23 protein-coding genes are annotated in these 25,242 nt (G+C 70.7%); 14 read left to right on the top strand and 9 right to left on the bottom strand.

Features of this window, described 5'->3' with window-relative positions; genetic code table 11:
* Positions 1–24 precede the first annotated feature (24 nt).
* From ACXJY8_RS08930 to glmS, 5 genes are all read left to right on the top strand, one after another.
* Positions 25–1,506, top strand: coding sequence for a hypothetical protein (locus ACXJY8_RS08930; RefSeq protein WP_463778925.1), 1,482 nt, complete (start codon positions 25–27; stop codon positions 1,504–1,506).
* A gap of 118 nt (positions 1,507–1,624) precedes the next feature.
* Entirely contained in the window at positions 1,625–2,929 is a 1,305-nt protein-coding gene (locus ACXJY8_RS08935) for a polysaccharide biosynthesis/export family protein (RefSeq protein ID WP_463778927.1), read from the top strand.
* A gap of 521 nt (positions 2,930–3,450) precedes the next feature.
* Entirely contained in the window at positions 3,451–4,254 is an 804-nt protein-coding gene (locus ACXJY8_RS08940; RefSeq protein ID WP_463778929.1) for a sugar phosphate nucleotidyltransferase, read from the top strand.
* 4 nt (positions 4,255–4,258) lie between these two features.
* Positions 4,259–5,188: an NAD-dependent epimerase/dehydratase family protein gene (locus ACXJY8_RS08945; protein ID WP_463778932.1), complete on the top strand. Its 930-nt coding sequence runs from the start codon at positions 4,259–4,261 to the stop codon at positions 5,186–5,188.
* A gap of 45 nt (positions 5,189–5,233) precedes the next feature.
* Entirely contained in the window at positions 5,234–7,060 is a 1,827-nt protein-coding gene (gene glmS / locus ACXJY8_RS08950; RefSeq protein WP_463778936.1) for a glutamine--fructose-6-phosphate transaminase (isomerizing), read from the top strand.
* A 187-nt stretch (positions 7,061–7,247) separates the two neighbouring features.
* On the opposite strand, the gene ACXJY8_RS08955 is transcribed toward glmS, so the two are convergent.
* The 5 genes from ACXJY8_RS08955 to ACXJY8_RS08975 form a co-directional block, all read right to left on the bottom strand.
* Positions 7,248–7,523 carry a hypothetical protein gene (locus tag ACXJY8_RS08955; RefSeq protein ID WP_463778940.1) on the bottom strand — a complete coding sequence of 92 codons (276 nt, stop codon included), beginning with the start codon at positions 7,521–7,523 and terminating at the stop codon, positions 7,248–7,250.
* 12 nt (positions 7,524–7,535) lie between these two features.
* A complete protein-coding gene (locus ACXJY8_RS08960; protein ID WP_463778943.1) occupies positions 7,536–8,462 on the bottom strand; it encodes an amidohydrolase family protein in 927 nt (308 codons plus the stop codon).
* Positions 8,455–9,765, bottom strand: a complete 1,311-nt coding sequence (locus ACXJY8_RS08965) for an MFS transporter (RefSeq protein ID WP_463778945.1) — start codon at positions 9,763–9,765, stop codon at positions 8,455–8,457. The genes ACXJY8_RS08960 and ACXJY8_RS08965 overlap by 8 nt, the downstream gene beginning before the upstream one ends.
* Before the next feature lie 130 nt (positions 9,766–9,895).
* Positions 9,896–10,564 (bottom strand): DUF4142 domain-containing protein, encoded by a 669-nt coding sequence (locus ACXJY8_RS08970; protein WP_463778947.1) that lies wholly within the window; start codon positions 10,562–10,564, stop codon positions 9,896–9,898.
* Positions 10,565–10,873: 309 nt separating this feature from the next.
* A complete protein-coding gene (locus ACXJY8_RS08975; RefSeq protein ID WP_463778951.1) occupies positions 10,874–11,140 on the bottom strand; it encodes a hypothetical protein in 267 nt (88 codons plus the stop codon).
* A 205-nt stretch (positions 11,141–11,345) separates the two neighbouring features.
* Between ACXJY8_RS08975 and ACXJY8_RS08980 the strand changes: the two genes are divergently transcribed.
* Both ACXJY8_RS08980 and ACXJY8_RS08985 read left to right on the top strand, forming a co-directional pair.
* Positions 11,346–11,558: a hypothetical protein gene (locus ACXJY8_RS08980; RefSeq protein WP_463778955.1), complete on the top strand. Its 213-nt coding sequence runs from the start codon at positions 11,346–11,348 to the stop codon at positions 11,556–11,558.
* A gap of 105 nt (positions 11,559–11,663) precedes the next feature.
* Positions 11,664–13,094 carry a phosphatase PAP2 family protein gene (locus tag ACXJY8_RS08985; RefSeq protein WP_463778958.1) on the top strand — a complete coding sequence of 477 codons (1,431 nt, stop codon included), beginning with the start codon at positions 11,664–11,666 and terminating at the stop codon, positions 13,092–13,094.
* A gap of 22 nt (positions 13,095–13,116) precedes the next feature.
* Here the strand turns inward: ACXJY8_RS08985 and gcvA are convergent, their stop codons facing one another.
* The gene (gene gcvA, locus ACXJY8_RS08990) at positions 13,117–14,001 is read right to left on the bottom strand and encodes a transcriptional regulator GcvA (protein WP_463778961.1); all 885 of its coding nucleotides are present in this window, start codon (positions 13,999–14,001) and stop codon (positions 13,117–13,119) included.
* A gap of 94 nt (positions 14,002–14,095) precedes the next feature.
* Between gcvA and ACXJY8_RS08995 the strand changes: the two genes are divergently transcribed.
* On the top strand, positions 14,096–15,337 hold the full coding sequence (locus ACXJY8_RS08995) for an MFS transporter (protein ID WP_463778965.1): 1,242 nt from the start codon (positions 14,096–14,098) through the stop codon (positions 15,335–15,337).
* Positions 15,338–15,539: 202 nt separating this feature from the next.
* Here the strand turns inward: ACXJY8_RS08995 and ACXJY8_RS09000 are convergent, their stop codons facing one another.
* Together ACXJY8_RS09000 and ACXJY8_RS09005 are read right to left on the bottom strand one after the other, a co-directional pair.
* Positions 15,540–16,865: an LLM class flavin-dependent oxidoreductase gene (locus ACXJY8_RS09000; protein WP_463778969.1), complete on the bottom strand. Its 1,326-nt coding sequence runs from the start codon at positions 16,863–16,865 to the stop codon at positions 15,540–15,542.
* 29 nt (positions 16,866–16,894) lie between these two features.
* Entirely contained in the window at positions 16,895–18,247 is a 1,353-nt protein-coding gene (locus ACXJY8_RS09005; protein ID WP_463778973.1) for an LLM class flavin-dependent oxidoreductase, read from the bottom strand.
* A 213-nt stretch (positions 18,248–18,460) separates the two neighbouring features.
* On the opposite strand from ACXJY8_RS09005, the gene ACXJY8_RS09010 reads away from it, so the two are divergent.
* Both ACXJY8_RS09010 and ACXJY8_RS09015 read left to right on the top strand, forming a co-directional pair.
* The gene (locus ACXJY8_RS09010; RefSeq protein WP_463778977.1) at positions 18,461–18,895 is read left to right on the top strand and encodes a Panacea domain-containing protein; all 435 of its coding nucleotides are present in this window, start codon (positions 18,461–18,463) and stop codon (positions 18,893–18,895) included.
* Positions 18,895–19,272: a hypothetical protein gene (locus ACXJY8_RS09015; RefSeq protein WP_463778983.1), complete on the top strand. Its 378-nt coding sequence runs from the start codon at positions 18,895–18,897 to the stop codon at positions 19,270–19,272. The genes ACXJY8_RS09010 and ACXJY8_RS09015 overlap by 1 nt, the downstream gene beginning before the upstream one ends.
* A 252-nt stretch (positions 19,273–19,524) precedes the next feature.
* On the opposite strand, the gene ACXJY8_RS09020 is transcribed toward ACXJY8_RS09015, so the two are convergent.
* Positions 19,525–19,914, bottom strand: coding sequence for a hypothetical protein (locus tag ACXJY8_RS09020; RefSeq protein ID WP_463778985.1), 390 nt, complete (start codon positions 19,912–19,914; stop codon positions 19,525–19,527).
* 545 nt (positions 19,915–20,459) lie between these two features.
* On the opposite strand from ACXJY8_RS09020, the gene ACXJY8_RS09025 reads away from it, so the two are divergent.
* The 4 genes from ACXJY8_RS09025 (at position 20,460) to ACXJY8_RS09040 (ending at position 25,233) form a co-directional block, all read left to right on the top strand.
* Positions 20,460–20,693 (top strand): hypothetical protein, encoded by a 234-nt coding sequence (locus ACXJY8_RS09025; protein ID WP_463778988.1) that lies wholly within the window; start codon positions 20,460–20,462, stop codon positions 20,691–20,693.
* Between the two features lie 212 nt (positions 20,694–20,905).
* A complete protein-coding gene (locus ACXJY8_RS09030) occupies positions 20,906–22,375 on the top strand; it encodes a PAS domain S-box protein (protein ID WP_463778991.1) in 1,470 nt (489 codons plus the stop codon).
* 472 nt (positions 22,376–22,847) lie between these two features.
* A complete protein-coding gene (locus tag ACXJY8_RS09035) occupies positions 22,848–24,392 on the top strand; it encodes an integrase (RefSeq protein WP_463778994.1) in 1,545 nt (514 codons plus the stop codon).
* Positions 24,393–24,645: 253 nt separating this feature from the next.
* On the top strand, positions 24,646–25,233 hold the full coding sequence (locus ACXJY8_RS09040) for a metallophosphoesterase family protein (RefSeq protein ID WP_463778997.1): 588 nt from the start codon (positions 24,646–24,648) through the stop codon (positions 25,231–25,233).
* Positions 25,234–25,242 lie beyond the last annotated feature (9 nt).

Below are 25,242 nucleotides of genomic sequence, written 5' to 3' on the forward strand. Positions count from 1 at the left end.
ATCCGCGGGGGCGGCGGGGCGGCCATGAGGATCGACTGGCGCTTTCTCGGCGTCTGGGTCTTCGCGGCCGCGGCGACCGCCTACGCCCTCTCGCCCGGCTCCGAGGAACAGCTCGCGATGCTGGCGCGGGACGGGCGCAGCAGCGAGGCGGCGAGCGAGCTGGCCCGCCTCCTCGCCCTCGGGCGTCGGGACCCGGCCTTCCTCGCCGCCGCGGCCCGGGCCCTCGAATCCACCGGCGACCGGGTGCTGGCCGAGGATCTCCTGGAGCGCTACCTCGTGGAGCGGCCGGGGGACGTCCAGGCCCTCGACTGGCTCGCCGGCCTCTACCAGGCCTCCGACGACCGGCCCGCCGCCACCCGTACCCTGGCGACCCTGGTGGCCTTGGCCCCGACCCGCCCGCGCCTCTGGGCACTGCTCGATCTCTACCGGGCACAGGACCGTCTCGACGAGGAGCGCGCAGTCCTGAAGGGAATCGCCGACGAGGCGATGCTGCGGCCGGTGGACGTCGAGCGCCTCGGCATCCTCCTGTCCTGGGCCGGCGAGCGGCCTGCGGCCCTCGCCGCCCTGCGCCGGGCCGATGCGCTGATCCCGGCCGTGCAGGAGACCGGCCGGATCGTGCTGTTCGACCTCCTGCTCGCCGAGGGCCTGCGGGACGAAGCCTTCGAGCGGGCCGGGCGCTGGATCGCGGATTGGCGCGACAAGCCCTGGCTCGGCGTCCACGTGGTGCGCCGGATGGCCGCCCGGGGCGATCCGGCCGCCGCCGTCGCCCTCGGCGCGCAGGTGACCGCCCTCAGCCCGGGAACGCGCTTCTACCTGGCGCGGGTGGTGGCCGAGGACGGCAACCGGCGCATCGCGACGACGCTCCTGGAGGATTGGGCCCGGGGCGGGCCGGAACCCTCCTCCGACGAGGTCGCCGGCTACGTCGCGGCCGCCTACGCGGTCGGCGACCTCGCGGCCCTCTGGCGCAAGGCCGCGTCGCTCCTCGCCGAGCCCGGCTGGCACGAGGCACAGATCGCGATCGTGGAGGCCCTCGCCCTGCGCTACGGCCTCGACGCGATCGCGCCGCTGCGGCCGCGCCTGTCCTGGGCGGCCCTGCGGCGCCAGCCGCTCTTCGCCGCGCGGCTGGCGCTGCACGAGGGCAATCCGGTGCTCGCCCGCCGCGCCCTCGAGGCGGTCGAGCCGGAGACCCTGAACGCTCCGGCCCGGGCCGAGTGGGTCGCGCTCGTGAGTCTCGTCTCCGGCGATGCGAAGGCCCTGGCGGCCCTGGGCGACCTCCTCCGCCGCGATCGTCTCCCCACGGACCTGATCCCGGTCCAGCTGCGGCTGGCCCAGCGCCTCGGCGACGCGGTGGCGCAGCGCCTGGGTCTGGACGCCCTGCGCCGGAGCGCCCGGCCGCCCATCGGGGCGCAGGCACACGTCCCGCAGGCACACGCCCCGCAATCACAGGTGCAGCAGGCACAGGTCCATCAGGCGAAGGCGGAGCCCGATGCCCGGAGGATGCAGTGACCGGCGCCCCGCACGCCGGCGCCCCGCACGCCGGGCCGACCCCCGCGGTCGAAGCCAGCCCCGAAACCAGGCGCGCCCCGCAATCCTGTCCGACCCGAGATTCCAAGGAGCCGAAGCCATGTCGAGATGCCGAACCGTCGCCTTCGCGGTCCTGACCCTCTTGTCCGCTACGGCGGCACGGGCCGAGGGCGGGCCTGTCCTCCGCTCCGGGGACCGGCTCAAGATTACCTTTTACGAGACCATGGAGATCCCCAATCCGGCGCCCGGCGACAAGGGACAGGCCGCGGGCGCGGCCGCGGTGATCCAGACCTTCTACCAGCGGGTGGATCTGTCGGGCGAATACGCCATCGAGCAGGGCGGCGCGCTCTCGCTGCCGTTCTTCGGCTTCGTGCCGGCGGCCGGCAAACCCCTGGAGACCCTCAAGACCGACCTGATGGGCGTGTTCGAGACCGCGTTCGGCCGGCATGGCGGGGTCACGGTGGGGGTCGTGCAGCGCGCCCCCGTCTTCGTCGTCGGGGCCGTCCGCACGCCGGGCGCCTATCCCTATGCGGGCGGGATGATCGTGCTGCAGGCGGTGGCCCTCGCGGGCGGGCGCGACAGAGATCCCGCCACCCTCTCGGGGGTGGTGGAGACCCTGCGCGAGCGCGAGCGCGAGGACGGCGCCCGCACCCGGCTGAAGCGCGCCCTGGCGCGCAAGGCCGCCCTGACGGCGGGCCGGACCAGCACGGAGACGCAGGAGCAGCTGCGCGGCCTGGCGGGGGCCGAGGAGGCCGCGGCCCTCCTCGGAGCCGAGGCGAAGGTGGTGCGCCTGGAGGCGAACCTGCAGACCGGCGACGAGGGATCGCGCCGGGCCGCAGCCGAGGCCTCCGGCACCGAGGTCGAGCTCCTGCGCAAGCGCCTGGAGACCTACGGCGCCCAGATCGCGGCCCGGGGCGACCGCCTGCGCACCATGGAGGCGCTGTTCTCCCGCCAGGTGGTGGAGAGCGAGCGCGTCGCCGACGTCCGCCGCGACTTCATCGACATGGAGGGGCGCCGGCGCGAGTACGAGGTCGGCATCCTGCAGGCGGAACTGCGCCAGCGCCTGGCGCGCGAGGCGGTGGAGCAGGGCGGCGCCCGACAGCGGCTCGCCGCCGAGCGCGAGATCGCCCTGATCGATGCCGAGATCGCGGCGGCCGAGCGCGCCCTGTCGACGGCCACCGTGGTCGGCGCCACGATGAGTGCCGGCTGGTCGCGCGACCCCGCCCTCGCCTACCGCATCGTGAGGAGCGGCGCCGCCGGCCCCCAGATCCTCCCCGCGACCGAGATCGACAGCCTCGAGCCCGGCGACGTGCTCAAGGTCGTGCTCGATCCCGGCGGCGACGAGCGCACCCGGAGCGTCACCGCCGAGGCCGCCCCGCCCCGGGGCGACGCGGTGGCGCCCTAGCGACCGGGCCCGGGCCCGGCGGGCGCCCCGCCCCGAGCGGCCGCCCCTGCCGGCTGGCCCTCTACCCATCGGCCCGTCATCGACGACGAGACCGGCCTCCGAGCGGAGGCCGGTCTCGTCGTTCGTCGGCGGGCGCGCCGTCGCGGTGCGCCGCCGCGCGGATCGCGGCGGCGGCCTCGGCCGGGCGGGTGATTCGGCAGCGTCGCCCGCGCCCGGTGGCCGTGGATGCGCCGCGACGGTGAGGCCGCCGCGGCGACGGACGGCCCCGTGCCTTCGACCCGCACCGAGTCGCGCCTGCGCGAACCTTCCCCCGACGGGTCCTGCGCCGTAGCGCGATCGGATTAGAGCACGTTCCCTCTTGGGTGCTGCCGCTAAGCCCACCAAGGCGGTTGCCAGAAAGTCTTAAAAATCCGTTAATCCTCCTCGTGTGAACAATATTCGTCTGAAGCAAATTCAGTTTTAATTGAGGAATTCAGGAGGGCGCGATGCTTGAAGTCGTTCCGGGCCGGGCGGATCATCACATGAGATCTTCCGAGGCCGTGCATGAATCGGATTTCTACGGCGCGGCATCCGAGCGGCTGGGGCCGCACGGGGCGCCTGCGCCGGCGATCAAGCAGGCGGTGGTGATGGCCGGCGGCAAGGGCACCCGGCTCCATCCCTACTCGGCGCTGTTTCCCAAGCCCCTGATGCCGCTCAACGACATGCCGGTCCTGGAGCTTCTGCTGCGGCAGATGAAATGCGCCGGCATCACCGACGTGATCCTGGCGGTGAACCATCTCAGCCATCTCCTGGAGGCCTTCTTCCGGGACGGCGAGCGCCTGGGCCTCAACATCCGCTACCGGCTGGAGGACCAGCCGCTGGGTACCGCCGGGGCCCTCGGGGCGATGCTGGACGACCTCGACGAGGCCTTCTTCGTCACCAACGGCGATCTCCTGACGACCCTCAACCTCAAGCACATGATGGCCGCCCACCGCGAGGCCGGGGCCGACATCTCCATCGGCGTGTTCGAGCGGGAGGTGAAGATCGATTTCGGCCTGATCGAGATCGACGAGCGCAGCCGCATGACGGCCTATCGCGAGAAGCCCAGGAGCACGCATTTCGTCAGCATGGGGGTCTACGCCCTGTCCCGGGAGGCGGTGCGCCAGCACCTCGTGCCGAACACCTACCTCGACATGCCCAACCTCATCGCCAAGGTGAAGGCGGAGGGCGGCGACGTGGCCTGCTTCCACGAGGATTGCGTCTGGCTCGACATCGGGCGTCCCGACGACTTCGCCCTCGCCCAGCAGATGTTCGTCTCCGACCGCAGCCTGTTCCTGGCCTCGTGAGCCGATGGCGTCGCACCAGCCGGGTGGCGGCATCCTGATCAGCGGCGCGGGCGGCTTCATCGGCCGGGTCCTCGCCACGCATCTCGACGGGCGCGGGCTGCCCGTCGCCACGGTCGGCACCCGGCGCGACGTCCGGGCCGAGCACTGGACGGTGGCGCCCGGGCACTGGAGCGTCGCCACCTGGGGCAAGGCCCTCGACCACTTCCGGCCCGCCACCGTGTTCCACCTCGCGGGGGCGACGCAGGGGTCGCCCGAGGGCCTGCAGGCGGTCAATCTCGGCCTCGCCCAGGCGCTCTTCGCCGCCCTCCGCCGCACCGGGCAGCGCCCGACCGTCATCCTGGCGGGCAGTGCGGCCGAGTACGGCGACGCCGTGGTCGACGGGGTGCCGGTGCGGGAGGACGCGGCCTGCGCGCCGCTCACGGCCTACGGCCGGAGCAAGCTCGCCCAGACCCGGGCCGCCCTCACCTTCGCGGCCGAGACCGGGATCCGCGTGCTCGTGGCGCGGATCTTCAACCCGATCGGGCGCGGGCTGCCGGGCCACCTCGCGCTCGGCGATTTCGCCCGCCAGATCGACGCGATCGGTCCCGGCGGCGGAACCCTGACCACCGGCGACATCGAGGTCTGCCGCGACATGCTGCTCGTCGAGGACGTCGCCTGGGCCCTGGCCGAACTCGCCGCCAATCCGGCGGCGTCCGGGGTGGTCAACCTCTGCACCGGCGTGCCGACCCGCCTCGGCGACCTGCTGGAGGGCATGATCGCGGCCTCCGGCAAGCCGATCACGATCGCCCGCGACCCCGCCCGCCTGCGCCGCGGCGAGCGCCGGGTCATCGTCGGCTCGCCCGACGCCCTGGCCGCCCTCGGCGCGAAGCCGCCGCGGCGCGACCTGCGCCAGGCCGCCGGCGCGATGCTGACGGCTCCCCCGCGCGCCGCCTGATCCCGGCGGATCGCGCCCTCCTCCCAACCCTTCAGGAGACCAGCCATGTGCGGAATCGTCGGAATCGTCGGCCGCGAGGCGGTCGCGGGCCCCGTGGTCGAGGCCCTGCGGCGCCTCGAATACCGCGGATACGATTCGGCCGGGATGGCGACCCTGGAGGCCGGCCGGCTGGAGCGGCGGCGGGCCGAGGGCAAGCTCGTCAATCTCCAGCTCAAGCTGATCCAGTCGCCGCTGACCGGCCCCATCGGCATCGGCCACACCCGGTGGGCGACCCATGGACGGCCGAACGAGACCAATGCCCACCCGCACGCCACCGCCCGGCTGGCGGTGGTCCATAACGGCATCATCGAGAACTTCCGCACGCTCAGGCGCCGGCTGGAGGCCGACGGCGTCGCCTTCGAGACCGAGACCGACACCGAGGTCGTGGCCCAGCTCGTGAGCTGGCACATGGAGCGCGGCCTGGACCCGGTGGAGGCGGTGGCGACCACCCTGCCCCAGCTGCGCGGCGCCTTCGCCCTCGCCTTCCTGTTCGCCGGCGAGACCGACCTCCTGATCGGCGCCCGCCACGGCGCCCCCCTGGCGGTGGGCTTCGGTGCGGGCGAGACCTATCTCGGCTCGGACGCCCTGGCGCTGGCCCCGCTGACCGATTCGATCACCTACCTGGAGGACGGCGACTGGGCCGTGCTGACCCGCCAGGGCGCCGAGATCCGCGACGCCGCGGGCGCGCTGGCCACCCGGGCACGCCAGACCATCGTCACCCAGAACTACCGGGTCGACCGCGGCAACCACCGCCACTTCATGGCCAAGGAGATCCACGAGCAGCCCGAGGTCGTCGGCCGCACGCTCGCCCATTACATCGACCTCGCGGCGAGCCGGGTGCGCCTGCCCGTGGCGCTGCCCTTCGACTTCGCCGACCTGACGCGCCTGTCCATCACGGCCTGCGGCACGGCCTACTATGCCGGCCTCGTGGCCAAGTACTGGTTCGAGCGCCTGGCGCGGCTGCCCGTCGAGATCGACGTCGCCTCCGAGTTCCGCTACCGCGAGGCGCCGCTGCGCCGCGGCGAGGCTGCCCTGGTGATCTCGCAATCGGGCGAGACCGCCGACACCCTCGCCTCCCTGCGCTACGCCCGCGCCCAGGGCCAGCACATCCTGGCGGTCCTCAACGTGCCGACCTCGAGCATGGCGCGGGAATCCGACGCGGTGCTCCCGACCTTCGCCGGCCCCGAGATCGGGGTCGCCTCCACCAAGGCCTTCACCTGCCAGCTCACGACGCTGCTCTGCCTCGCCATCGCGGCGGGCCGGGCCCGGGGCCATCTCGACGAGGCCGAGGAACGCCGCCTCGTCGATGCGCTGATCGCCGTCCCCGGCCTGATGGCGCAGGCGCTGCACCAGGAGGCCGAGATCCAGGGCCTGGCCCAGGAGATCGCGAAGGCCCGGGACGTGCTCTATCTCGGCCGCGGCACCGCCTATCCCCTCGCCCTCGAAGGCGCCCTGAAGCTGAAGGAGATCTCCTACATCCACGCCGAGGGCTACGCGGCGGGCGAGCTCAAGCACGGCCCCATCGCCCTGATCGACGAGGCGATGCCGGTGATCGTGATCGCGCCGCACGACGCGGTGTTCGAGAAGACGGTGTCGAACATGCAGGAGGTCGCCGCCCGCGGGGGCCGGATCGTCCTCATCGGCGATGCCACCGGCGCGGCCGCGCACGGCCTCGACACCCTGGCGACGGTGATGATGCCGGAGGTCGAGCCGGCGGTGGCGCCGATCCTCTACGCCGTCCCGATCCAGCTCCTCGCCTACCACGCGGCCGTGACCATGGGGAAGGACGTGGACCAGCCCCGCAACCTCGCCAAGTCCGTCACCGTGGAGTGACTCCGGCGCCGCCGGACTCGGCGGGCGGGACGGCGGCTCGGGCGGGGCCACCATCCTGGCATACCAGACCCGCGCCCGGCGAAGTGGTGCCGGCCGGCGGACCCGGTAGGAAGGACGGACGCTTTCCTCCCAAGGCGAACACCTCCACCCGCCCGGCTCCGGCCGCGGCGGGTTTCTTGTGTTCGCGTCAGGATTTCGGGAACGGCCTGTCGGCCTTGGCGTGGCGCGGCTTGACCCGGGCGTAGCGGGCCGCGGGTGGCCGCTTCAGGTCTGTCCGATGCGGATATGGGCGATCCAGGCGCATGTCGCCGTAATAGTCGTTCCCGCTCGGTCCGAAGGAGCCGCCGGCGACGACGCCGGGCCTGTCGGGCACACCCATCAGGAGGTCGAGCGGCCCGGCCGATGCCGCGGATGCGGGGAGCAGGGTGCAGAGGATGAGGCCGGCGGCCGGACGGTAGCGCATTCCCGGAGCCTATCACGGCGCGGCTGCAGCGACCCTTAACGCGGGGTCCGGACCGAATCCGTAGAGCCGGTGCGGGTTGTCGACGAAGAGCTTGCGCCGCCGCTCCGGGTCCGGAACCCAGTCCACCATCAGGTCGAGCAGGTCGCCGATGGCCGGCATCTCCCCCCAGGTCGCCACGTGCGGCCAGTCCGAGCCCCAGAGGCAGCGGTCCGGCGCGGCCTCGTTCAGGGCCCGCGCGAACGGGATGGTGTCGGCGTAGGGCGGCCCCGCCGTCGAGGTGCGGGACGCGCCCTGGAGCTTCACCCAGGCGCCGTCGCGCACGAGCTCGACGAGCGTCCGGAAGCCCGGATCGTCGAGGCCGGCGGAGGTGGGGACGTGGCCCATATGGTCGATGACGACCGGGACCGGCAGGCGCGCCAGGCGGGACGCGACCGGCGGCAGGTCGCGGGCATCGAGGAGGAACTGCAGGTGCCAGCCCATCTCGCGGGCGAGCTGCCCGTAGGCCTCGACGTCGGCGAGGCCGACGCCGCCGCCGAACAGCACGTTGAGGCGAAGCGCGACGATTCCGGCCTCCTTGAGCGCCGCGAGTTCGCGGTCCGGCAGCCCGAGGGGGATCACGGCGACGCCGCGCAGGCGCCGGCGCTGCGCCCGCAGGGCTTCGAGCAGGAGGCGGTTGTCGGTGCCGTGCACGCTGACCTGCACGAGGACGCCGTAGGCCATGCCGGTGGCATCGAGCATCGCGAGGTAGTCCCGCGCCGTCGCGGCCGGCGGCGTGTAGCTGCGCGGCCGGACGAAGGGATGCTCCGGCGGGAGCCCGATGACGTGGGCATGGGTGTCGACGGCCCCCGGCGGGACGGCGTAGCGGGTCGGCCCGCGCGGGTGGGCCTGCGGCCCCGGGCAGGCCGGGGCCTCGTCGACGGAGGGGACGGCCTCACGCATCGGCATGGAGGACGCGGCCCCGGGTTTCGGGCAGCGCGTAGGCGGCCGCGAAGAACAGGATGTAGGCGCCCACCGCGAACAGGCAGATCGCGTTGGCGAGGGTCGTGGTCTGCGACAGGGCCCCGACCAGGAACGGGAACAGCGCACCGACGCCGCGGCCGAAATTGTAGCAGAAGCCCTGCCCCGACCCGCGCAGCCGCGTCGGGTAGAGTTCGGTGAGGAAGGCACCCATGCCGGAGAAGTAGCCGGAGGCGAAGAAGCCCAGCGGGAAGCCGAGAACCCACAGGATCTCGTTCGAGAGCGGCACCTGGGTGTAGACGAGGATGACCGCGATGGCGCCCAGCGAGAACACCAGGAACAGGCTTCGGCGTCCGTAGCGGTCGGCGAACCAGGCCCCGGCGAGGTAGCCCGTGAAGGAGCCGGCGATCAGCGCGGCGAGATAGCCGGTCGAGGACACGATCGAGAGCTTGCGCTCCGTGGTCAGGAAGCGCGGCACCCAGAAGGTGATGGCGTAGTAGCCGCCCTGGCACCCGGTCGCGACCAGGGAGGCCAGGACCGTCGTCTTCAGGATCGGGCCGGTGAAGATCTCCCACAGGGCGGGCCGGTCCCCGGCGGCGGCCGCCCGCGCCCGCGTCTCGGCGGCCACCGCCGGCTCCTCGACATAGGCCCGGAGGTAGAACACCAGCAGCGCCGGCAGGGCGCCGAGGGCGAACATCCAGCGCCAGGCCTGCTCGGCCGGCAGGAGGGAGAACAGCCCGGCCTGCGCCAGCACGGCGAGCCCCCAGCCCACCGCCCAGCCCGACTGCACCGAGCCGACGGCCCGGCCGCGATACTGGGCGCGGATCGTCTCGCCCATCAGCACGGCGCCCGCCGCCCACTCGCCGCCGAAGCCGAGCCCGAGGAGGGCGCGGCAGATCAGGAGCTGGTGGAAGTCCTGGACGAAGGCGCAGAGCAGCGAGAAGAACGAGAACCACAGGATGGTGAACTGCAGGGTGCGGACGCGGCCGATCCGGTCCGCGAGATAGCCCGCGCCCCAGCCGCCCAGGGCCGAGGCGAGGAGCGTGACCGTGCCGGCGAGACCCGCCGTGCCGGCATCGACGTTCCAGAGCTGGATGATCGTCCCGATGACCAGCGGGTAGATCATGAAGTCCATGCCGTCGAGCGCCCATCCGGCCGCGCAGGCCCAGAAGGTGCGCCGCTCGGGCGTGGTCATGTCGGCGTAGAACCCGGTGAGGCTGGTATCCTCGATCGCCACGGCCGCCCCCGGGGCGGCGGCGGGCTGAACCTCGGTCGTCACGGCCATGCCGCCTCCCCCCCTCGCCCCGCGCTCCGTCCCTCGCGCCGCGAAACGCTAGCCCACGGCGGTGCGCCTGGGTAGCCGCATCGCGGCGGACGGGCGCGGCGTCCGCCGCGCCCCCGGAGCGAGGCCGGACTCAGCCGGCCCGGCCGCCCATCATGCCCTGCATCCGGGTGAGCTGGGAGATGTGGCGCTGGATGAGCGGAATGGCGCCGCGGGCGATGCGGCGGAGCTGGGGGTCCTCCCCCGTCTCCGCATAGGAGCCATGGATGGCGTAGGCCTCCTGATGGCCCTGCAGCGAGGCGTTCACGAAGGCGGCGTCGTATTGCGGGCCGGGCTGCGTCCCGGACAGCTGCGACAGGATCTGCGCCTTCTGCGCGTCGGAGGTCATGCCGCCGGACGGCGGCGCACCGAGAGCGCCCCCCACCGCGCCCGCCGTCGCCCCGGCCACGCCGCCGGCGACCGCGAGCGGCGCCGAGACAAGGCCGCCGATCAGGCCGCCCGGGCCGGGCGGCGCCCCCGCCCCCACGGCCGCCACGCCGCCGGTATAGGGCGCGAGCTTCCGGGACAGGTTCACCTGCTCGACCACCTCGGCCCGGGAGAACGTCTTCACGCGCGGATTGCGGGTCTTGTCGAAGGCGTCCCGGGCGGTGTTCTCGAGGAACAGGCCCCCCTTGGTCGCCATGTCGAGGTAGACGGGCGTCGGGATGGCCCCGGCGGGTGTCGGCTGAGCGACCGCCGTGCGGGTGACGGCCAGGGCCGCGGTGGCGGTCAGCATGCCGAACAGAAAGTCGCGACGATGCATCGGGGTGCTCCAGGAAATCAGGGGTGCACCCGGGCAGCAACGTGCAGCTGAGGGCACGTCACCGGGAACCGATATTTTGGAGATGATGTTCCCCGGACTTCCGGCGCGGCGCGACGGCGCCGCGACAAGTCTTGCAAATCCTCGATGCTTGCAGATCCTCGAATCTTGCAAGCTTCCCACTCTTGCAAGTCTCGGATTCTTGTAAGTCTCGGATTCTTGCGAGCCCAGGATTCTTGCAAGCCTCGGATGCTTGCGCGGCTCCCCGGGTCTGGTCCTGGTCTCAGGGCCGACGCGGCGGGTGCCGGCGCCTCAGTTCTGCTGCGGCGCCTGCTGGCCCCCGCCCTGCTGCGCGTCCTTCTTGTTCGCCTTGCTGTGCCCGACCGCGCATCCGGCGGCGGCGCCCATCTTCCCGTGCCCGGCCAGATGCCCGGCCGCTCCGCCGACGATGGCGCCCTTGATGCAGCCCTTGGCTTCGGCGGGACCCGCGAGGGTCACGGGGCCGAGAGCCAGGCCGAGAACCAGGCCAAGATTCAGGCCAAGCGCGAGGCCGGCCTTGCAGGCGAGACGGGTCTTCATGGGGGACTCCTCCGGTTGTCGTGAACGGCCAACCGAAGGCGGGCGCGCGGGGTTCCTGCCGGGGCCCGAGTCTTGGCCGGCCCCGAATCTTGCCCGGACCCGAGTCTTGCCCGGACGCGTGTTCTGCCTGGGGCCGGAGCGAACGGCTGGGGATACGGGCGGCCCCGCCCATTGCCGCGGACCGTTCGTCCGCCACATGAGGCGTATGGCCAGCGATCTTGAGCACGAACGGCATCGCCGTCCCGGGGAGCTATCCCCGCCGACCCTGAACGAGGCCACCCGGCTTCGTCTCGGTCGCCAGCTGCAAGCCCTCTACGAGCCCGTCATCGACGAGCCCCTCGACCCGCGCCTCGCCGAGCTGATGCTCCAGCTCGACGCCGACCGCGACGCGTCGATCCCCTCCGGCCGATCGGCCTGAGCGGTCGACGGCATCGCGGAGCCGTCATGCGGTAGATTCCCGATCCATGGACACGAAGCGACGAGCAGCGGAGACGATGCCATGACGCGGACGCCGAGAGGGCGGATGACGGCCCTGTGCCTCCTGGCCTATCCGCTGGCCTATCCGCTGGCCTGCCTCCCGGCCCCCCTGCCGGCGGCCGCGCAATCCGCCCCGAACCTCTCGGCGCTCCGCGGCCTCGCCTCCGTCAGCGTCCTGGGCGGGAGCGAGGCGGGACGGGCCGCCCTCGACGCCAATCTCGCCGTCACCGGCGCGATCCAGTCCGGGACCGCCCTGCCGCCGCTGCTCCTGCCGCTGGCCGAGCAGCGCCAGCTCGCGCTGCGCGATGCCTTCATCACCGACGGCAACGCGACGGAACTCGCCGACGGCCTCGGCAGCCGCCTCGGCGAGGTCTATCAGGCCAAGGCCCGCTACGCCGCCGACGAATCGTTCACCAACGTGGCGCCGTCCGTCGCCGACCTCCTCGGCTACACGAACAACGTCGCCAAGTCCGATTCCAACGCCGGCAAGTACTTCTTCGCCAACGCCACCACCAACGGCAAGGCGCCGGTCTCGGAGGCCGCCGCCGCGATCCTGACGGAGCGCGGCGGCACGGCGGACGCGTTCGGCAAGGCCTACGACCGCCCGGCCGGGACGCCGGGCGCCGACCGCTACGGCAATGCCCGCCCGTTCCAGACCCTGCCGAGCCTGTTCGCCTATCGCGGGCGCGACTATTTCGGCCGGCCGTCCCACAGCCTGGACTGGCTCAGGGGCCCGCGCCAGGACCTGACCGACAGCCCCTCCTATCCCAGCGGCCACACCACCTACGGCTACACCGAGTCCGTCGTCCTCGCGATCCTGGTGCCGGAGCGCTACCAGCAGATGATCGCGCGCGCCGCCGAGTACGGCACCAACCGCATCATCGTCGGGGCGCATTACGCCATGGACGTGCTCGGCGGACGCGCGGTCGCCCTGCACGCGGTCGCCCATCTGCTGGCCAACGATCCCGCCTATGTCGGCCAGCTCCGCCGCAACCCGGCGGTGGTCAACGAGATGAGCCGCGCGACGAACACGGCCGTGGCCGTCACCGACTACCGCGCGGCCCTCGAGGCCGCCCGCACGGACCTGACCGCCGTCCTGCAGGCGGAATGCGGCGGCACCGTCGCCGCCTGTGCGGGCGCCGATACCGGCCGCTTCCGCGATGCCGCCGCCAACGCGGCCCTCTACGAGGCGACCCAGACCTACGGCCTGCCCGTGGTGCATCCCGAGCGCGCGGGAGAGCCCGCGGATGTCGGCCGGGTCGCCCCGGAGGCCGGGCACCTGCTCACGGCCGCCTTCCCCGCGCTCGACCTCGCGGAGGCGAACGCGATCCTGACGGAGACGCAGGGGCCGGGCGGCGGCTTCCTGGACGACGGATCGGCCATCGGCGTGTATGCGCGCCTGAACCTCTACGCCGCCGCCGGCAAGGCCGCCGCCCTGTCCGCCGCCCGCCGGACCCGGCCCGCGACCAGCCGCTGAGCCCGGGCGGACGGGGCCCGCCTCACGGGCCGGCCGCCGCCGCGAGCCAGCGGCAGAACGCCTGGACGGAGGGATCGTCCGCCCGGGCCTCCGGCACGTAGGTGAAGTAGCTCCGGGCCGGCAGGGACGGACCGGGGAAGGGACAGGTCAGCCGGCCGGCCTCGAGATCGTCGGCGATCAGCCGCTCCGGGCCCATGGCGACGCCGAGGCCGTCGAGGGCGGCCTGGAGCGTCAGGTAGAAGTGCTCCAACGTCACCGAGGCCTGGGGGACCAGGCCGGGCACGCCCGCGGCCTCGAGCCATTGCGGCCAGACCCCGGGCAGCGTCGCCGCGTGCAGGAGCGTGTGGTTCCGAAGCTGGCCTGGCTCCGCGAGGGGCTGGCGCCGCAGCAGGGCGGGACTGCAGACGGGCAGGCGCCGCTCCGACAGGAAGGGCCGCGCGAGATGGCCCGGCCGCCCATCCGGCCCGCCCCGGATGGCCACGTCGAAGGGCTCGGCCAGGTTCGCCAGGGGTACGTTGGAGGTGGTCAGCCGCACCTCCACGGCAGGGTTGGCGCGCTGGAAGGCGGACAGCCTGGGGATCAGCCAGCGCAGGGTGAAGGTCGCCAGCGCGTTCACCCGCAGGAGGCGCGGCCGGCCGCGCTCCACCTGGCGCGTCGTCGCCAGGGCGATGCGGTCGAGGGCGGCGCCGATCTCGGCCAGATAGCTCGTCCCCGCCTCCGTCAGGACCACGCGCCGGTTGTGACGCTCGAACAGCGTCTGGCCGAGCCAGGCCTCCAGCGCGTGGACGTGCCGGCTCACCGCCCCGTGGGTGACGCGCAGCTCCTCGGCGGCCCGGGTGAAGCTGGCATGGCGCCCGGCGGCTTCGAAAGCCTTCAGGGCGTTCAGGGGCGGCAGGCGGCGCAGCACGGGTCAGGTTTCCTCACGCGAGCGTCAGCATAAGGCGTTTGTCAGGCGCGGACGAGCGGGCGATCCTGCGGCGGCAAAACAGGACCCGTTCCGCATGCCGCCCGCACAGAACCCGACCGCGCCTGCCGGCGCCGGCGCCGTCGATGCCCCGCCCCGCCCGGAGGCGCCGCGGATCCTGGCTGCGGTCGGGCTCAACCACGCCCTGCACGACGGCTATACGGACCTGATCTACGTGCTCCTGCCGGTCTGGCAGGCGGAGTTCGCCCTCGGCTACGCCGCCCTCGCCCTGCTGCGCAGCCTCTACAACGGCGCCCTCGCCGCCCTGCAGATGCCGGCCGCCCGGCTGGCGCAGCGCCTCGGCGCGCGGACCGTGCTGGTGCTCGGCACCCTGCTCAGCGCCGGCGGCTACGCGCTGGCCGGGTTCTCGGGAAGCCTGGCCGGGCTCTGCCTCGCCCTCACCCTCGGGGGCATCGGCAGCAGCACCCAGCATCCCCTCGCCTCCGCGGTGATCGCCGAGGCCTATGGCCGGACGGCGCGCGGACCGCTCGGCACCTACAATTTCACCGGCGACCTCGGAAAGGCCAGCGTGCCGCCCCTCCTCGGTTTCCTGCTGGGCCTGACCGATTGGCGCACGGCGCTCTGGCTGATCGCCGCCCTCGGCCTCGCGGTGGCGCTGAGCCTGCTGCGGTTGCTGCCGCGTGACCGGGCGTCACGGGACGGGCTGCCGGAGAAGGCCCGGCGCGCGGCCGGGCGCGACGGCACCGGGAGCGCCGGCTTCGGCCTGCTCGTGGCCATCGGCACCCTCGACAACGCCGCGCGCCCGGCCTTCCTGCTCTACCTGCCCTTCCTGCTCCGGGAGAAGGGCGCCGGCCTGACCACGGTGGGCTTCGCCCTCTCGGCCGTCTTCCTCGGCGGCGCCCTCGGCAAGGCGGTCTGCGGATGGTTCGGCGAGCGCCTGGGCGTGACCCGGACCGTGGTCCTGACCGAGACCGGCACGGCGCTGGCGATCCTCGCCGTCACCGTGCTTCCGCTGGGGGCCGTGCTGGGGCTCCTGCCCGTGCTCGGCCTCATGCTGAACGGGACCTCCTCCGTGCTCTACGGGACGGTGCCGGACCTCGCGCCGGGCGGCCGGGTCGAGAGGGCCTTCGCGGTGTTCTACACCTGGACCCTGGGCGGCAGCGCCCTGGCGGCCCCCCTGCTCTACGGCCCCCTCGGGGATGCCGCCGGCGCCCAGACGGCGATGCTGGCCGCCGCCGCCACGGCCCTCGCCGTCGTGCCGCTCATGCTGGTCCTGTCCCCCCGTCTCCGGCCGGCCGCGGCGACGGCGCGCCCCTGAACGAGGGGCCCGGGCGGCCGACAGCGCCCGACGAAGGTCCGCCGCACGCGAAACCAAGGGGGCGGTCCCTCGACCGCCTCCATGGCCTCGATCACACCCATGCCAACCAACTCATGCCAGCGAAATCCCTGCCGTCGAAATCCCTGCCGTCGAAATCCCTGCCGCCGATCCCGGCCGACGGCCCGCGCCCGCGGGCGACGGATCAGGCGAAGAAGCGGTTGGCCGGGCGCGGCAGGCCGAGATGGTCGCGCAGCGTCGTCCCCTCGTAGTCCCGGCGGAACAGGCCGCGCCGCTGCAGCTCCGGCACCAGCCGGTCGACGACATCGTCGAGTCCTTCGGGCAGGAACGGGAACATCACGTTGAAGCCGTCGCAGGCGCGGGTCTCCAGCCATTCCTCCATCCGGTCGGCGACCTGGGCGGCCGTGCCGATCATCTGGAGCCCGCCATAGCCGCCGACCTTGCGGGCGAGTTCCCGCACCGTCGCGCCGGTGCGGCGGGCGTAGTCGACGATCTGCGCCTGTCCGCTCCTGCTCGCGTTCGTCTCGGGGATCTCGGGCAGCGGCGCGTCGAGGGGAAAGCCCGAGGCGTCGACGCCGAGGCGCACGGAGAGATTGGCCAGGCCGCTGTCGGGGTGGACGAGATCGTCGAGGCGCGCCTTCTTGGCCCGGGCCTCGTCCTCGGTCTCGCCCAGGACCACGAAGGCGCCGGGCAGGATCTTGAGGTGGTCCGGATCGCGGCCCAGCGCCGGCATGCGGCCCTTCACGTCGGCGTAGAAGGCTCGGGCCGCCTCCAGGGTGGAGGCCGCGCCGAAGACCACCTCGGCGGTCTCGGCCGCGATCTGGCGGCCCGCCTCGGAGGCGCCCGCCTGCACGATGACCGGCCAGCCCTGGACGGGGCGCGCGACGTTGAGCGGCCCCTTCACCTTCAGGAACGCGCCCTGGTGGTCGAGGACGTGCAGCCTCGCGGGGTCGAAGAACAGCCCGCTCTCCGGGTCCATCAGGAAGGCGTCGTCGGCCCAGGAATCCCACAGGCCGGTCACGACATCGAAGAACTCGCGGGCCCGGGCGTAGCGGGTGGCGTGGTCGACATGCGCGTCGCGGCCGAAGTTCAGCGCCTCGTCCGGGTTGCCCGAGGTGACGAGGTTCCAGCCGGCCCGGCCGTTCGAGATGTGGTCAAGGGAGGCGAACTTGCGGGCCACATGGTAGGGCTCGTTGTAGGTGGTGGAGGCCGTGGCGATCAGCCCGATGCGCTCGGTGAGCACGGCGAGCGCCGGCAGCAGGGTCAGGGGATCGAACGAGGTCACGGTGGCCGAGCGGCGCAGGGCCGCCACGGGCATGTTCATCACCGCGAGGTGGTCGGCCATGAAGAAGGCGTCGAACCGGCCCGCCTCGAGCCGCTGCGCGAAATGCGCCAGGTGCTTGAGGCTGAAGTTCGCGTCCGGATAGCCGCCGGGATAGCGCCACCAGGCGGTGTGGATCCCGGCCGGGCGCATGAAGGCCCCGAGATGCAGGCGGCGGTCCCGGCTCATGGTCGCTCCTCGGTGGAGTGGGTCGCTCGTCAGCGCTCGGAAATCGGGGCCGCCGCCGCGCGACCGAAGCCGGGCGGTGGCCGCGTGCCGAGATGGGCGCGCAGGGTGGTGCCCTCATACGCCTCCCGGAACAATCCGCGCCGGCGCAGTTCCGGCAGCACCAGCTCGATGAAGTCGTCGAGGCCGCCGGGCAGCGTCGCCGGCATGATGTTGAAGCCGTCCGCCCCGTGGGCGCGGAAGCGCTCCTCCATCTCGTCGGCGATCTGCGCCGGTGTCCCGATGATCTGCGAGTGGCCGCGCGCGCCCGCGATCCGCAGGTAGAGCTGGCGCAGGGTCAGGCCCTCGCGACGGGCCAGCTCGAACATGAGCTGCTGCCGGGACTTCGCGCCCTCGGCCTCCGGCAGTTCCGGCACCGGGCCATCGGGATCGAAGCCGGACAGATCGAAGCTGCCGACCATGCGCTCCAGGAGGGCGAGGCCGACGACCGGATCGATCAGGTCCTGGAGCGCCTCGAACTTGGCCCGGGCCTCGGCCTCGCTGCGGCCCACCACGGGAAACAGGCCCGGCATCACCTTGAGGTCGTCCGCGGTGCGCCCGAAGCGCGGCAGGCGCGCCTTGAGGTCGCCGTAGAACTCCACGGCCTCGGCCAGGGTCTGGTTGGCGGTGAAGACGATCTCGGCCGTGCGGGCCGCCAGGTCCTTGCCGGGCCCGGACGAGCCCGCCTGCACCAGGACCGGCTGGCCCTGCGGCGTCCGTGAAATGTTGAGCGGTCCGCGCACCTCGAAATGGGTCCCGCGGTGATTCAGCGGGCGGAACCCGTCCGGCTTCGAGAACTGGCCGCTCTCCCGATCGATGACGACGGCCCCGTCGTCCCAGCTGTTCCACAGGCCCAGGACGACGTCGGCGAATTCCTCGGCCCGCTCGTAGCGGTCGGTGTGCCGGGCGATCCGGTCGTTGCCGAAATTGGCGGCCTCCGCGTCCGTGGTCGAGGTCACGAGGTTCCAGCCGGCCCGGCCGCCGCTGAGGTGATCGAGCGAGGCGAAGCGGCGCGCCACGTTGTAGGGTTCGTTGAAGCTGGTGGAGGTGGTGGCCACCAGCCCGATCCGGCTGGTGACGGCCGCCAGCGCCGAGAGCAGCGTGACCGGCTCGAAATGGGCGGAGCGCGCCGTGCGCTCGCTGGAGCGCAGGTTGGTGTCGCGGATGCCCGTGCCGTCCTCCAGGAAGACGAGGTCGAACTTCGCGGCCTCCGCCCGCTGCGCCCAGCCGACGTAACGGGCGAGGTTGAGCCCGCCATCGGCTTCGCTGGAGGGATGGCGCCAGCCCGCCACGTGGTGTCCGGTGGCGTAGAAGAAGGCGCCGAGGCGCAGGGTGTCGTGTCTCATGGGCCCGTCAGGATAGCGTGTCGGCCCGGAGATGGGCGCATTCCGGGGAGCGTTGCTAATGTCTCAGCTCGAAATTGGGCGGCGTACATGGGGGGGATATGAGTCTGAGGGTCGCAGGATGCGACAACTCGACATATTTTCATAGCGTCCTATATCTATGGTTCAACAACAGGAGGCGCGCGGCCCCTATCGTTTTGGCCATTCGCGACGATTATGACAATATCGTACAAATCCGCAGCAAAAACCGCCTGTGAAGCTTCTGGGTGGAAGCTGACTAACCTTGAGCTTCATAAGCTGCTCTATCTAGCTCACATGAAGTTTCTTGGCGAGATGGGGCGGCCTCTTGTCAGTGAAGATTTCGAGGCGTGGAAGTACGGTCCCGTTATCGCTCCGTTGTACCATCTTGTTAAGCCTTACGGCGCCAGAAAAATTCCAGACATATTTATAGTAAATCGAAATCTCCAGCGTAAAGAGCATAAAATTATTCGGAGCGTGGTTGATGAGTTCGGGGATTTGACCCCCGGAGAGCTAGTCGAAGTAACTCACGAGCCTGATGGTGCTTGGGATAAGTATTACGATCCAGATTTGTATGGTGTTGTGATCCCGAACAAGGCAATATTGGATGAGTATAAAAGGCTACCTTTCTGATGGGCGGTAATGAGATTGGTTCTGAAACATCTAAGGCCGTGAAGGGGGGAACCAAAGCACATCCAGCAGGAAAGCATAATTCCAGTTCTGCTAATGCAAAAGCAGCGCTCGAAAAAGACAACGAAAAACTCCGCGCTGCTTTGAGTACCTATAAATTTCTTACAATAGTTGGCGCCACAGTTGCGTTTGACGCCTATGTTTTCACCTTTTTCAACACTTGGGCGAGCCCTATATGTTTGGTTGCTATTGAGTTTGCTGGTCTTTTTGTATTAGCCAGATATCTTGAAATAGATGAGTTTATCTATCTAACAATAGATCTGATGCGCAGTTATGCTAAGAACGGAAAGCCTAGCAAAGCAGATGACGAGCCCGAATAGGCTGCGTCTTCTAGTCTTTTAACAATCAGTTTTTATAGAGGCCGCGCTTGGCGGCAACGGTATCGCCGACAGCCACCAATTCCGCCACGTCTTCTATGCTCCAAAGCCGATCGGATACGCCAGCGGCCACGGCGGGACTCTTAGGGGAAGAGCCGTAGTCCTCCGGCTCTTCCTTGGTAGCGATGCGTAGCACCTTCGCGGCGTTGCCAATTGAGTCGGCGGGACGCTTTTGACCTTCAGGTCCTATTGGCATCAGGTGCCTTTCACTCGGTCAAGCACGCGAGTCTGAATGCTTATGTCCGAGATACGTTCCCCCGTAGGCAAAACGAGAAACAAGCCTCTGTATTCTCTGAAGCTGTGCGGAAAATCGTCATAGTCATTCGCTACACCCACAGCTACTTTAAACGGATTTTCAGCCTTCATTGCCGCTAAGAGCTCTTCCTCTTTCTGGAACCATACTTCTAAGAAGATGGTTTTGCTCTGCTTATCGACTACCCATCCTTTAGTCCATGAAATTGGAACGGTGTCGATTATCACTCCACGGCTCCAGATATGCCCCTTCCAACTCCCCCGATGCGTGAAGGTCATTTCCAGCTTGTCGGACGCGTGCCCCATCCCTGCCTCCTGCTCGACGCCAAGCATATGCCAGCGGGAGGGATCGTGCGAGGGACTGGAACGGGAACACGTGGCTCACCCGTTCGGGGCCAAATTTCGAACTGAGATACTACTAGAGCATTCGCCGGCCGCCGGACCATGCTCCGCCGAACGAGATCCGCGCTGGCGGCGGGGCGGCGCCTCCCCGGCGCGGGCAGATTGGCGTACCCGCCCCGAGTTCGTCAACCAGAACGATCTCCCTCCGGGAGATGATCTCGAAGCAAAAGCATGCCCGATCGAAGTATCGAGCAGCACAAGCCGGTCGTTCGCGGCGCGTGATCGCGCGACGTTCGCCGCCGCGGGACCGGCGCGAACGCCGCGACGCCGGGCATGGGCGCCTCCCCGCGCGGCCCGCAGCTTCCCCGCGCGGTGCGCAGCCTCCCCGCGCGGCCCAATGGGCGGCCCGAACGTATAAAACCATACACAGGGGGCGAACCCTGCTATCAGGGGACGGCGCGGCGCTCACGGGCCCGTGACAGGCCCGCGAGCGCGACAGGACCCTGAGCGCGTCCGTTCCAGGAGGAAGCCTTTCCATGAGGAAGCCTTCGCTTTCGAGCCGTGACCGTGCCGCGTTCCTCTCGGAACTGAGCCTCTGCATCGCCGAGGCGGAGGTCTCCTCGGCGGCCCAGGCCGCCACCGTCACGATCCTCGCGCGGACGGGCTACGACGCCACGGAGGCCTTCGCGTCGCTCCTGGGCGAGATGGACGCCCTGATGGCCCTGCGCTCCGTCCGGACCTGCCTCTCGGCGCCGAGCGGCGGCACGTAGGCACCCTGAGGCTGGGCGTTCATGGCCCCGTCCCGGCGCTTCGCGGGCACGGTCCGCCGAGGCGGGACGGCTGCGCGGCGGCGGATCGGGGAATCATGCGGAGCGATACGGTTCCCGCGCGACATCTTTCGCGGTGGCGGTGTGACATTCGAACCGCTGGCCTGATCGGGATTGTTCATTAGAACGATCCTGATCTAAGGGGATTTCCGAGCTTGAACGACCAGGCCGACGGCGCGCGGATCGACGCCGAGATCACCAGCACCGTCGTCGGTTCCGACCCCTTCGCCGCCGCCGTCCGGGCGACGCGCATGCCGATGGTGATCACCGATCCGCGGCTGCCCGACAATCCCATCGTCTACGTCAACGACGCCTTCGTGAAGCTGACCGGCTACGCGCGCGAGGAGATCCTCGGCCGCAATTGCCGCTTCCTCCAGGGACCCGAATCGGACCCCAGGGACGTCGCGCGGGTGCGGGATGCCATCGAGCGGCGCGTGACCATCGAGATCGACCTGAAGAACCGGCGCAAGGACGGCACGTCCTTCTGGAACCGCCTGCTCGTCTCGCCCGTCTTCGCGCCCGACGGCGAGCTCACCTACTACTTCGCCTCGCAATACGACGTGACGCTCGAGAAGGAGCGGCTCGTCCTTCTCCAGAAGGACCGGGACGCGCTCGAGGCCGAGTCCGCGCGACGCTCCCTCGAACTCATCCAGAGCGAGGAGCGCCTCCAATTCACCCTGAAGGCCGGGCGCCTGGGCGCCTGGACGCTCGATCTCGAGGTCATGCGCCTGGTCGCGTCGGACGGGTTCAAGGAGAATTTCGGCCGCTCGCCGAACGACCCCCTGACCTACGAGGAGATGCTCGCGGCCATCCACCCCGAGGACCGGGTCCGGAAGCTCGCGGCCCGGGACGCGGCCATCGCCGGGCATTCGGACTACGACATCGAGATCCGGGTCATCACCGCCCTCGGCGAGACGCGCTGGTTGCAGTTCCGCGGACAGGCCTCGTACCGGGCGGATGGGACGCCCCTGAGCATCGCCGGCATCAGCCTGGACATCACCGACCGCAAGCGGGCGGAGGAGCACCGCGACCTCCTGGCGGGCGAGCTCAACCACCGCATCCAGAACACCCTGGCGACCGTGCAGTCCATCTCCCGGCAGACGCTGCGGGGCGCCGCTTCGCTGGAAGAGGCGCAGGTGGCGATGGAATCCCGGCTGCGCTCGCTGTCGGCCGCCACGGAGATGCTGGCCCGCGGCAGCGGCGACTGGGCGACCCTGACGGAGGTGGTCATCGCGGCCCTGCATCCGTTCGGCGTCGAGCAGGACCATCGCTTCAAGATCGGCGGCCCGATCCTGCGTCTCGCGCCGCGCGTCGCCCTGGCCTTCAGCCTCGCGATCCACGAACTCGCGACGAACTCGGTGAAGTACGGGTCCCTCTCGTCGGACGACGGACGCGTCATCGTGAGCTGGGACGTCGTGGACGGCTCCAGTCCGGACCGGCTCTGGTTCCAGTGGCAGGAGGTGGGCGGCCCCCGGGTCTCGCCCCCGACGCGAACCGGCTTCGGCTCGCGGATGATCGAGCGGGCCCTGGCCCGGGAGATCGGCGGCAAGGCCGAGATCGATTACCGGCCGCGCGGGGTCGTGTTCACGGCCGAAGCCCCTTTGCCGGAAATCACGCGGGACTGACCGTCCGCAGGCGCGTCCCCGTCGGCCCCGGCGTGACTCTCCGGTGGACGATCCCGATCCGCTCCAGGATGGCGCCGGCCGTGGCATACCGCCGGCGCGTTGCGACACGCGACGTATTCCAGGCTGGAATACACAGCGCCCCCGACCAGGGAAAACGCCCCGCTCGCGCGAAGATCCCGTTCCCGGCTGGGCCGCGCTGCGCGGAGCCCGGGCCGATCGGACCCGACAATGAAAAACCTGCTAAGTCATGGACCTAGCAGGTTGAAAAACTTGGTAGCGAGGGAGGGATTTGAACCCCCGACACAAGGATTATGATTCCTGTGATCAAGGCCATGCCGCCCCAGTATTGGCTCGTCCGATGCTCCGGAAATAGCCGTTTCCCCTCTGAGACCTGTTAACGATGGCCGCCGTTCAGCCTTGCCCCCTCGGGACCGCCACGTCCAGGGTCGCCGCCCCAGATCCGCCCCGGTTCATGGAGCGTTCCCGAATGGGCATCAAGCTCACCCAAGAAAAGGTCAACAAGCTCGTCGCCGAGTGCGTGAAGGGCCTCAAGCCGCGCGATGTCATCGACGACGGCTGCACCGGCCTCATCCTGCGCCTCAAGCCGCGTGGCGCGTCGTGGGGCCTTAAGGTCGAGCGGGGCGGCACGACATACCGCCTGAAGCTCGGCACGCCGGCGGTGCTGACGCACGTGCAGGCTCGCTCCATCGTTGCCCGGGCTCAGGGCGACCTTGTCACCGGCTCGGAGCCGATCGACCTCGACTGGCTGCACAAGCGTCTCGCCGAGCTTGGCCTCGCTGAGCCGCCCCGGCCGAAGGCCAAGCCGCCCAAGCCCCCCGAACTCGTCGCGGAGCTCGCCGCCGACTTCGGCGACCTCCCGTTCTGGACCTGGGATCAGGCGCGCGAGGCCTACCTCGCCGAAGTCAAGCGGACCCGGCGCCACGATACCTGGATCGACTACCGCACCGTCCTTCACATGAAGGAGCTCGCCCCGCTGACAGAGACGTATCGCGTCAAGCGGATCAGCCGCGAGACGCTCGCCGGCATCGTGGCCGACGTCCATGCGACCGGTCGAGAGCGCCAAGCCGAGCACCTCGCCTCCGTCCTGAGGCCGATGTGGAACTACCTGGCGGACGACCACGTCAAGCGGCGGTCGGGCGTCCAGACGACCATGGCCGGCCTGAAGGCGCCGGAGCGCTCCTCCGGCGTGAAGCCCCGCCCCAACGGCAAGATCCCCGGGGGCTACATCGCCACGGCAGCCGAGACGGGCTACCTCGTCGCTGTGTCCCGGGCGGGCGCCATCGAGCAGTCTATGGGCGTCGCCATGCATCTCCTCGTCGCGACCGGGCAGCGCCGGCGCCCGATCAGCAGCGCCCTCGTCGAGGACTTCGTCCCATGGGAGGAAGCGCCAGGCTGGGGCGTCTGGTCCATGGGGCCCCTTCACCGCAAGACGGCAGACCGGCGCCAGGATAAGCACAGGCACTGCATCCCGCTGCCGCCGGCCCTGTGGGAGCTCGTCCAAGGGCAGCTTGAGCGCGCCCGTGCTGCGGGCTCGCGGTATCTGTTTCCGCAGATCCGCGCCCGACGGAAGGAGGGCCCAACCGACGGACACCTCTCGCCGGCGTCCATCAACCACCGCCTCCTCGACCTCGGCCTGAAGGCATCGCCGCACGACCTGCGCCGCGGCCTGACGAACACCTGCCAGCGCAAGTTCCGCTTCCAGCGTTCGGACGTGAAATTGGTCATCGACCACAACGAAGGTATCCGAAGCGACGACGTCCTTGAGGGGCACTACACCGAAGACGACCGCCTTGACCTCAAGGCGCCCCTCATGGAGCGCTGGTGTTCGTGGGTCGACGAGCAGGCTGCCGCCGTGGCCCTGCCGGACCGCGCCGCGCTGCGGGCCGAGATCGCGACCCGGCGCCGGGAGCGCGAGGCCGAGGGCAAGGCCAGGATGGAGGCCCTGCGCAGGGCCGAGGAGGAGAGGGCCAAGGCCGAGCAACTCGCCGCAGCGTAAACGGTCAATTCTACACCCGAAGGCGCTTCCGGGTATGGAATTGCTCGCTGGCGGAGACGACCCCTTAAGCCATCCTTCACCACGGCCGGGGATGGCCGCTCCGCCCCCGTTGACCGCACGAATCGCGAGCTGCGATCCTGCCTCCATCGACGCCCACGAGGACCCCATGAAACCGCGCATAGCCCCCCGCCAGACCGAGACCATCCCCGGGGCGTGACCGTGCGCGGCAGCCCCTGCCAAGGAGGCTGCCTTCATGAACACCAAGCAAGCTCGCCAGACGTTCTCCTCGCACCGCACCTGGTTCACGGCGGACACGCATTTCGGGCACAGGGGCATCCTCGCGATGGAGGGCCGTCCCTGGGACGACATCGCCCGCCACGACGACGACCTTATCTACGCCTGGAACGAGGTGGTGCGCCCCGGGGACGAGGTGTTCCATCTCGGCGACTTCGCGATGAACTCGTCGGTCGAGCGGTGCCAGGAGATCCACGCCCGGCTGCGGGGCAACCTGCACCTCGTCGTCGGCAACCACGACAAGCCGAGGCACCTGAGCCTGCCGTGGGCGAGCCCGCCCGAGATGCTCCGGACCGTTCACCTCGACGGCACCGGGCTGGTGCTCTGCCACTACGGGATGCGGTCCTGGAACGGATCGTGGAGGGGGGCGCTGCACCTCTACGGGCACTCCCACGGCAAGTTGCCGGGCACGTCGCGGAGCCTGGACGTCGGCGTCGACTGCTGGGGGTACCGGCCGGTGGGGTTGGGCGAGATCCGGGTGCGCTTGGCCGCTACGCCGACGCCCCCCGAGGAGCAGCGGCCCGAGGCCGACGACGACGCAGAATGAGAAAGGCCC

This window comes from Methylobacterium sp. TK31, assembly GCF_055361545.1.

Excerpts from the sequence above, each read along its gene's own strand:
- ACXJY8_RS08930 (WP_463778925.1), top strand. The coding sequence starts at position 25 with ATGAGGATCGACTGGCGCTTTCTCGGCGTCTGGGTCTTCGCGGCCGCG.
- ACXJY8_RS08935 (WP_463778927.1), top strand. The coding sequence starts at position 1,625 with ATGTCGAGATGCCGAACCGTCGCCTTCGCGGTCCTGACCCTCTTGTCC.
- ACXJY8_RS08940 (WP_463778929.1), top strand. The coding sequence starts at position 3,451 with ATGAGATCTTCCGAGGCCGTGCATGAATCGGATTTCTACGGCGCGGCA.
- ACXJY8_RS08945 (WP_463778932.1), top strand. The coding sequence starts at position 4,259 with ATGGCGTCGCACCAGCCGGGTGGCGGCATCCTGATCAGCGGCGCGGGC.
- glmS (WP_463778936.1), top strand. The coding sequence starts at position 5,234 with ATGTGCGGAATCGTCGGAATCGTCGGCCGCGAGGCGGTCGCGGGCCCC.
- ACXJY8_RS08955 (WP_463778940.1), bottom strand. The coding sequence starts at position 7,523 with ATGCGCTACCGTCCGGCCGCCGGCCTCATCCTCTGCACCCTGCTCCCC.
- ACXJY8_RS08960 (WP_463778943.1), bottom strand. The coding sequence starts at position 8,462 with ATGCGTGAGGCCGTCCCCTCCGTCGACGAGGCCCCGGCCTGCCCGGGG.
- ACXJY8_RS08965 (WP_463778945.1), bottom strand. The coding sequence starts at position 9,765 with ATGGCCGTGACGACCGAGGTTCAGCCCGCCGCCGCCCCGGGGGCGGCC.
- ACXJY8_RS08970 (WP_463778947.1), bottom strand. The coding sequence starts at position 10,564 with ATGCATCGTCGCGACTTTCTGTTCGGCATGCTGACCGCCACCGCGGCC.
- ACXJY8_RS08975 (WP_463778951.1), bottom strand. The coding sequence starts at position 11,140 with ATGAAGACCCGTCTCGCCTGCAAGGCCGGCCTCGCGCTTGGCCTGAAT.
- ACXJY8_RS08980 (WP_463778955.1), top strand. The coding sequence starts at position 11,346 with ATGGCCAGCGATCTTGAGCACGAACGGCATCGCCGTCCCGGGGAGCTA.
- ACXJY8_RS08985 (WP_463778958.1), top strand. The coding sequence starts at position 11,664 with ATGACGGCCCTGTGCCTCCTGGCCTATCCGCTGGCCTATCCGCTGGCC.
- ACXJY8_RS08995 (WP_463778965.1), top strand. The coding sequence starts at position 14,096 with ATGCCGCCCGCACAGAACCCGACCGCGCCTGCCGGCGCCGGCGCCGTC.
- ACXJY8_RS09000 (WP_463778969.1), bottom strand. The coding sequence starts at position 16,865 with ATGAGCCGGGACCGCCGCCTGCATCTCGGGGCCTTCATGCGCCCGGCC.
- ACXJY8_RS09005 (WP_463778973.1), bottom strand. The coding sequence starts at position 18,247 with ATGAGACACGACACCCTGCGCCTCGGCGCCTTCTTCTACGCCACCGGA.
- ACXJY8_RS09010 (WP_463778977.1), top strand. The coding sequence starts at position 18,461 with ATGACAATATCGTACAAATCCGCAGCAAAAACCGCCTGTGAAGCTTCT.
- ACXJY8_RS09015 (WP_463778983.1), top strand. The coding sequence starts at position 18,895 with ATGGGCGGTAATGAGATTGGTTCTGAAACATCTAAGGCCGTGAAGGGG.
- ACXJY8_RS09020 (WP_463778985.1), bottom strand. The coding sequence starts at position 19,914 with ATGCTTGGCGTCGAGCAGGAGGCAGGGATGGGGCACGCGTCCGACAAG.
- ACXJY8_RS09025 (WP_463778988.1), top strand. The coding sequence starts at position 20,460 with ATGAGGAAGCCTTCGCTTTCGAGCCGTGACCGTGCCGCGTTCCTCTCG.
- ACXJY8_RS09035 (WP_463778994.1), top strand. The coding sequence starts at position 22,848 with ATGGAGCGTTCCCGAATGGGCATCAAGCTCACCCAAGAAAAGGTCAAC.
- ACXJY8_RS09040 (WP_463778997.1), top strand. The coding sequence starts at position 24,646 with ATGAACACCAAGCAAGCTCGCCAGACGTTCTCCTCGCACCGCACCTGG.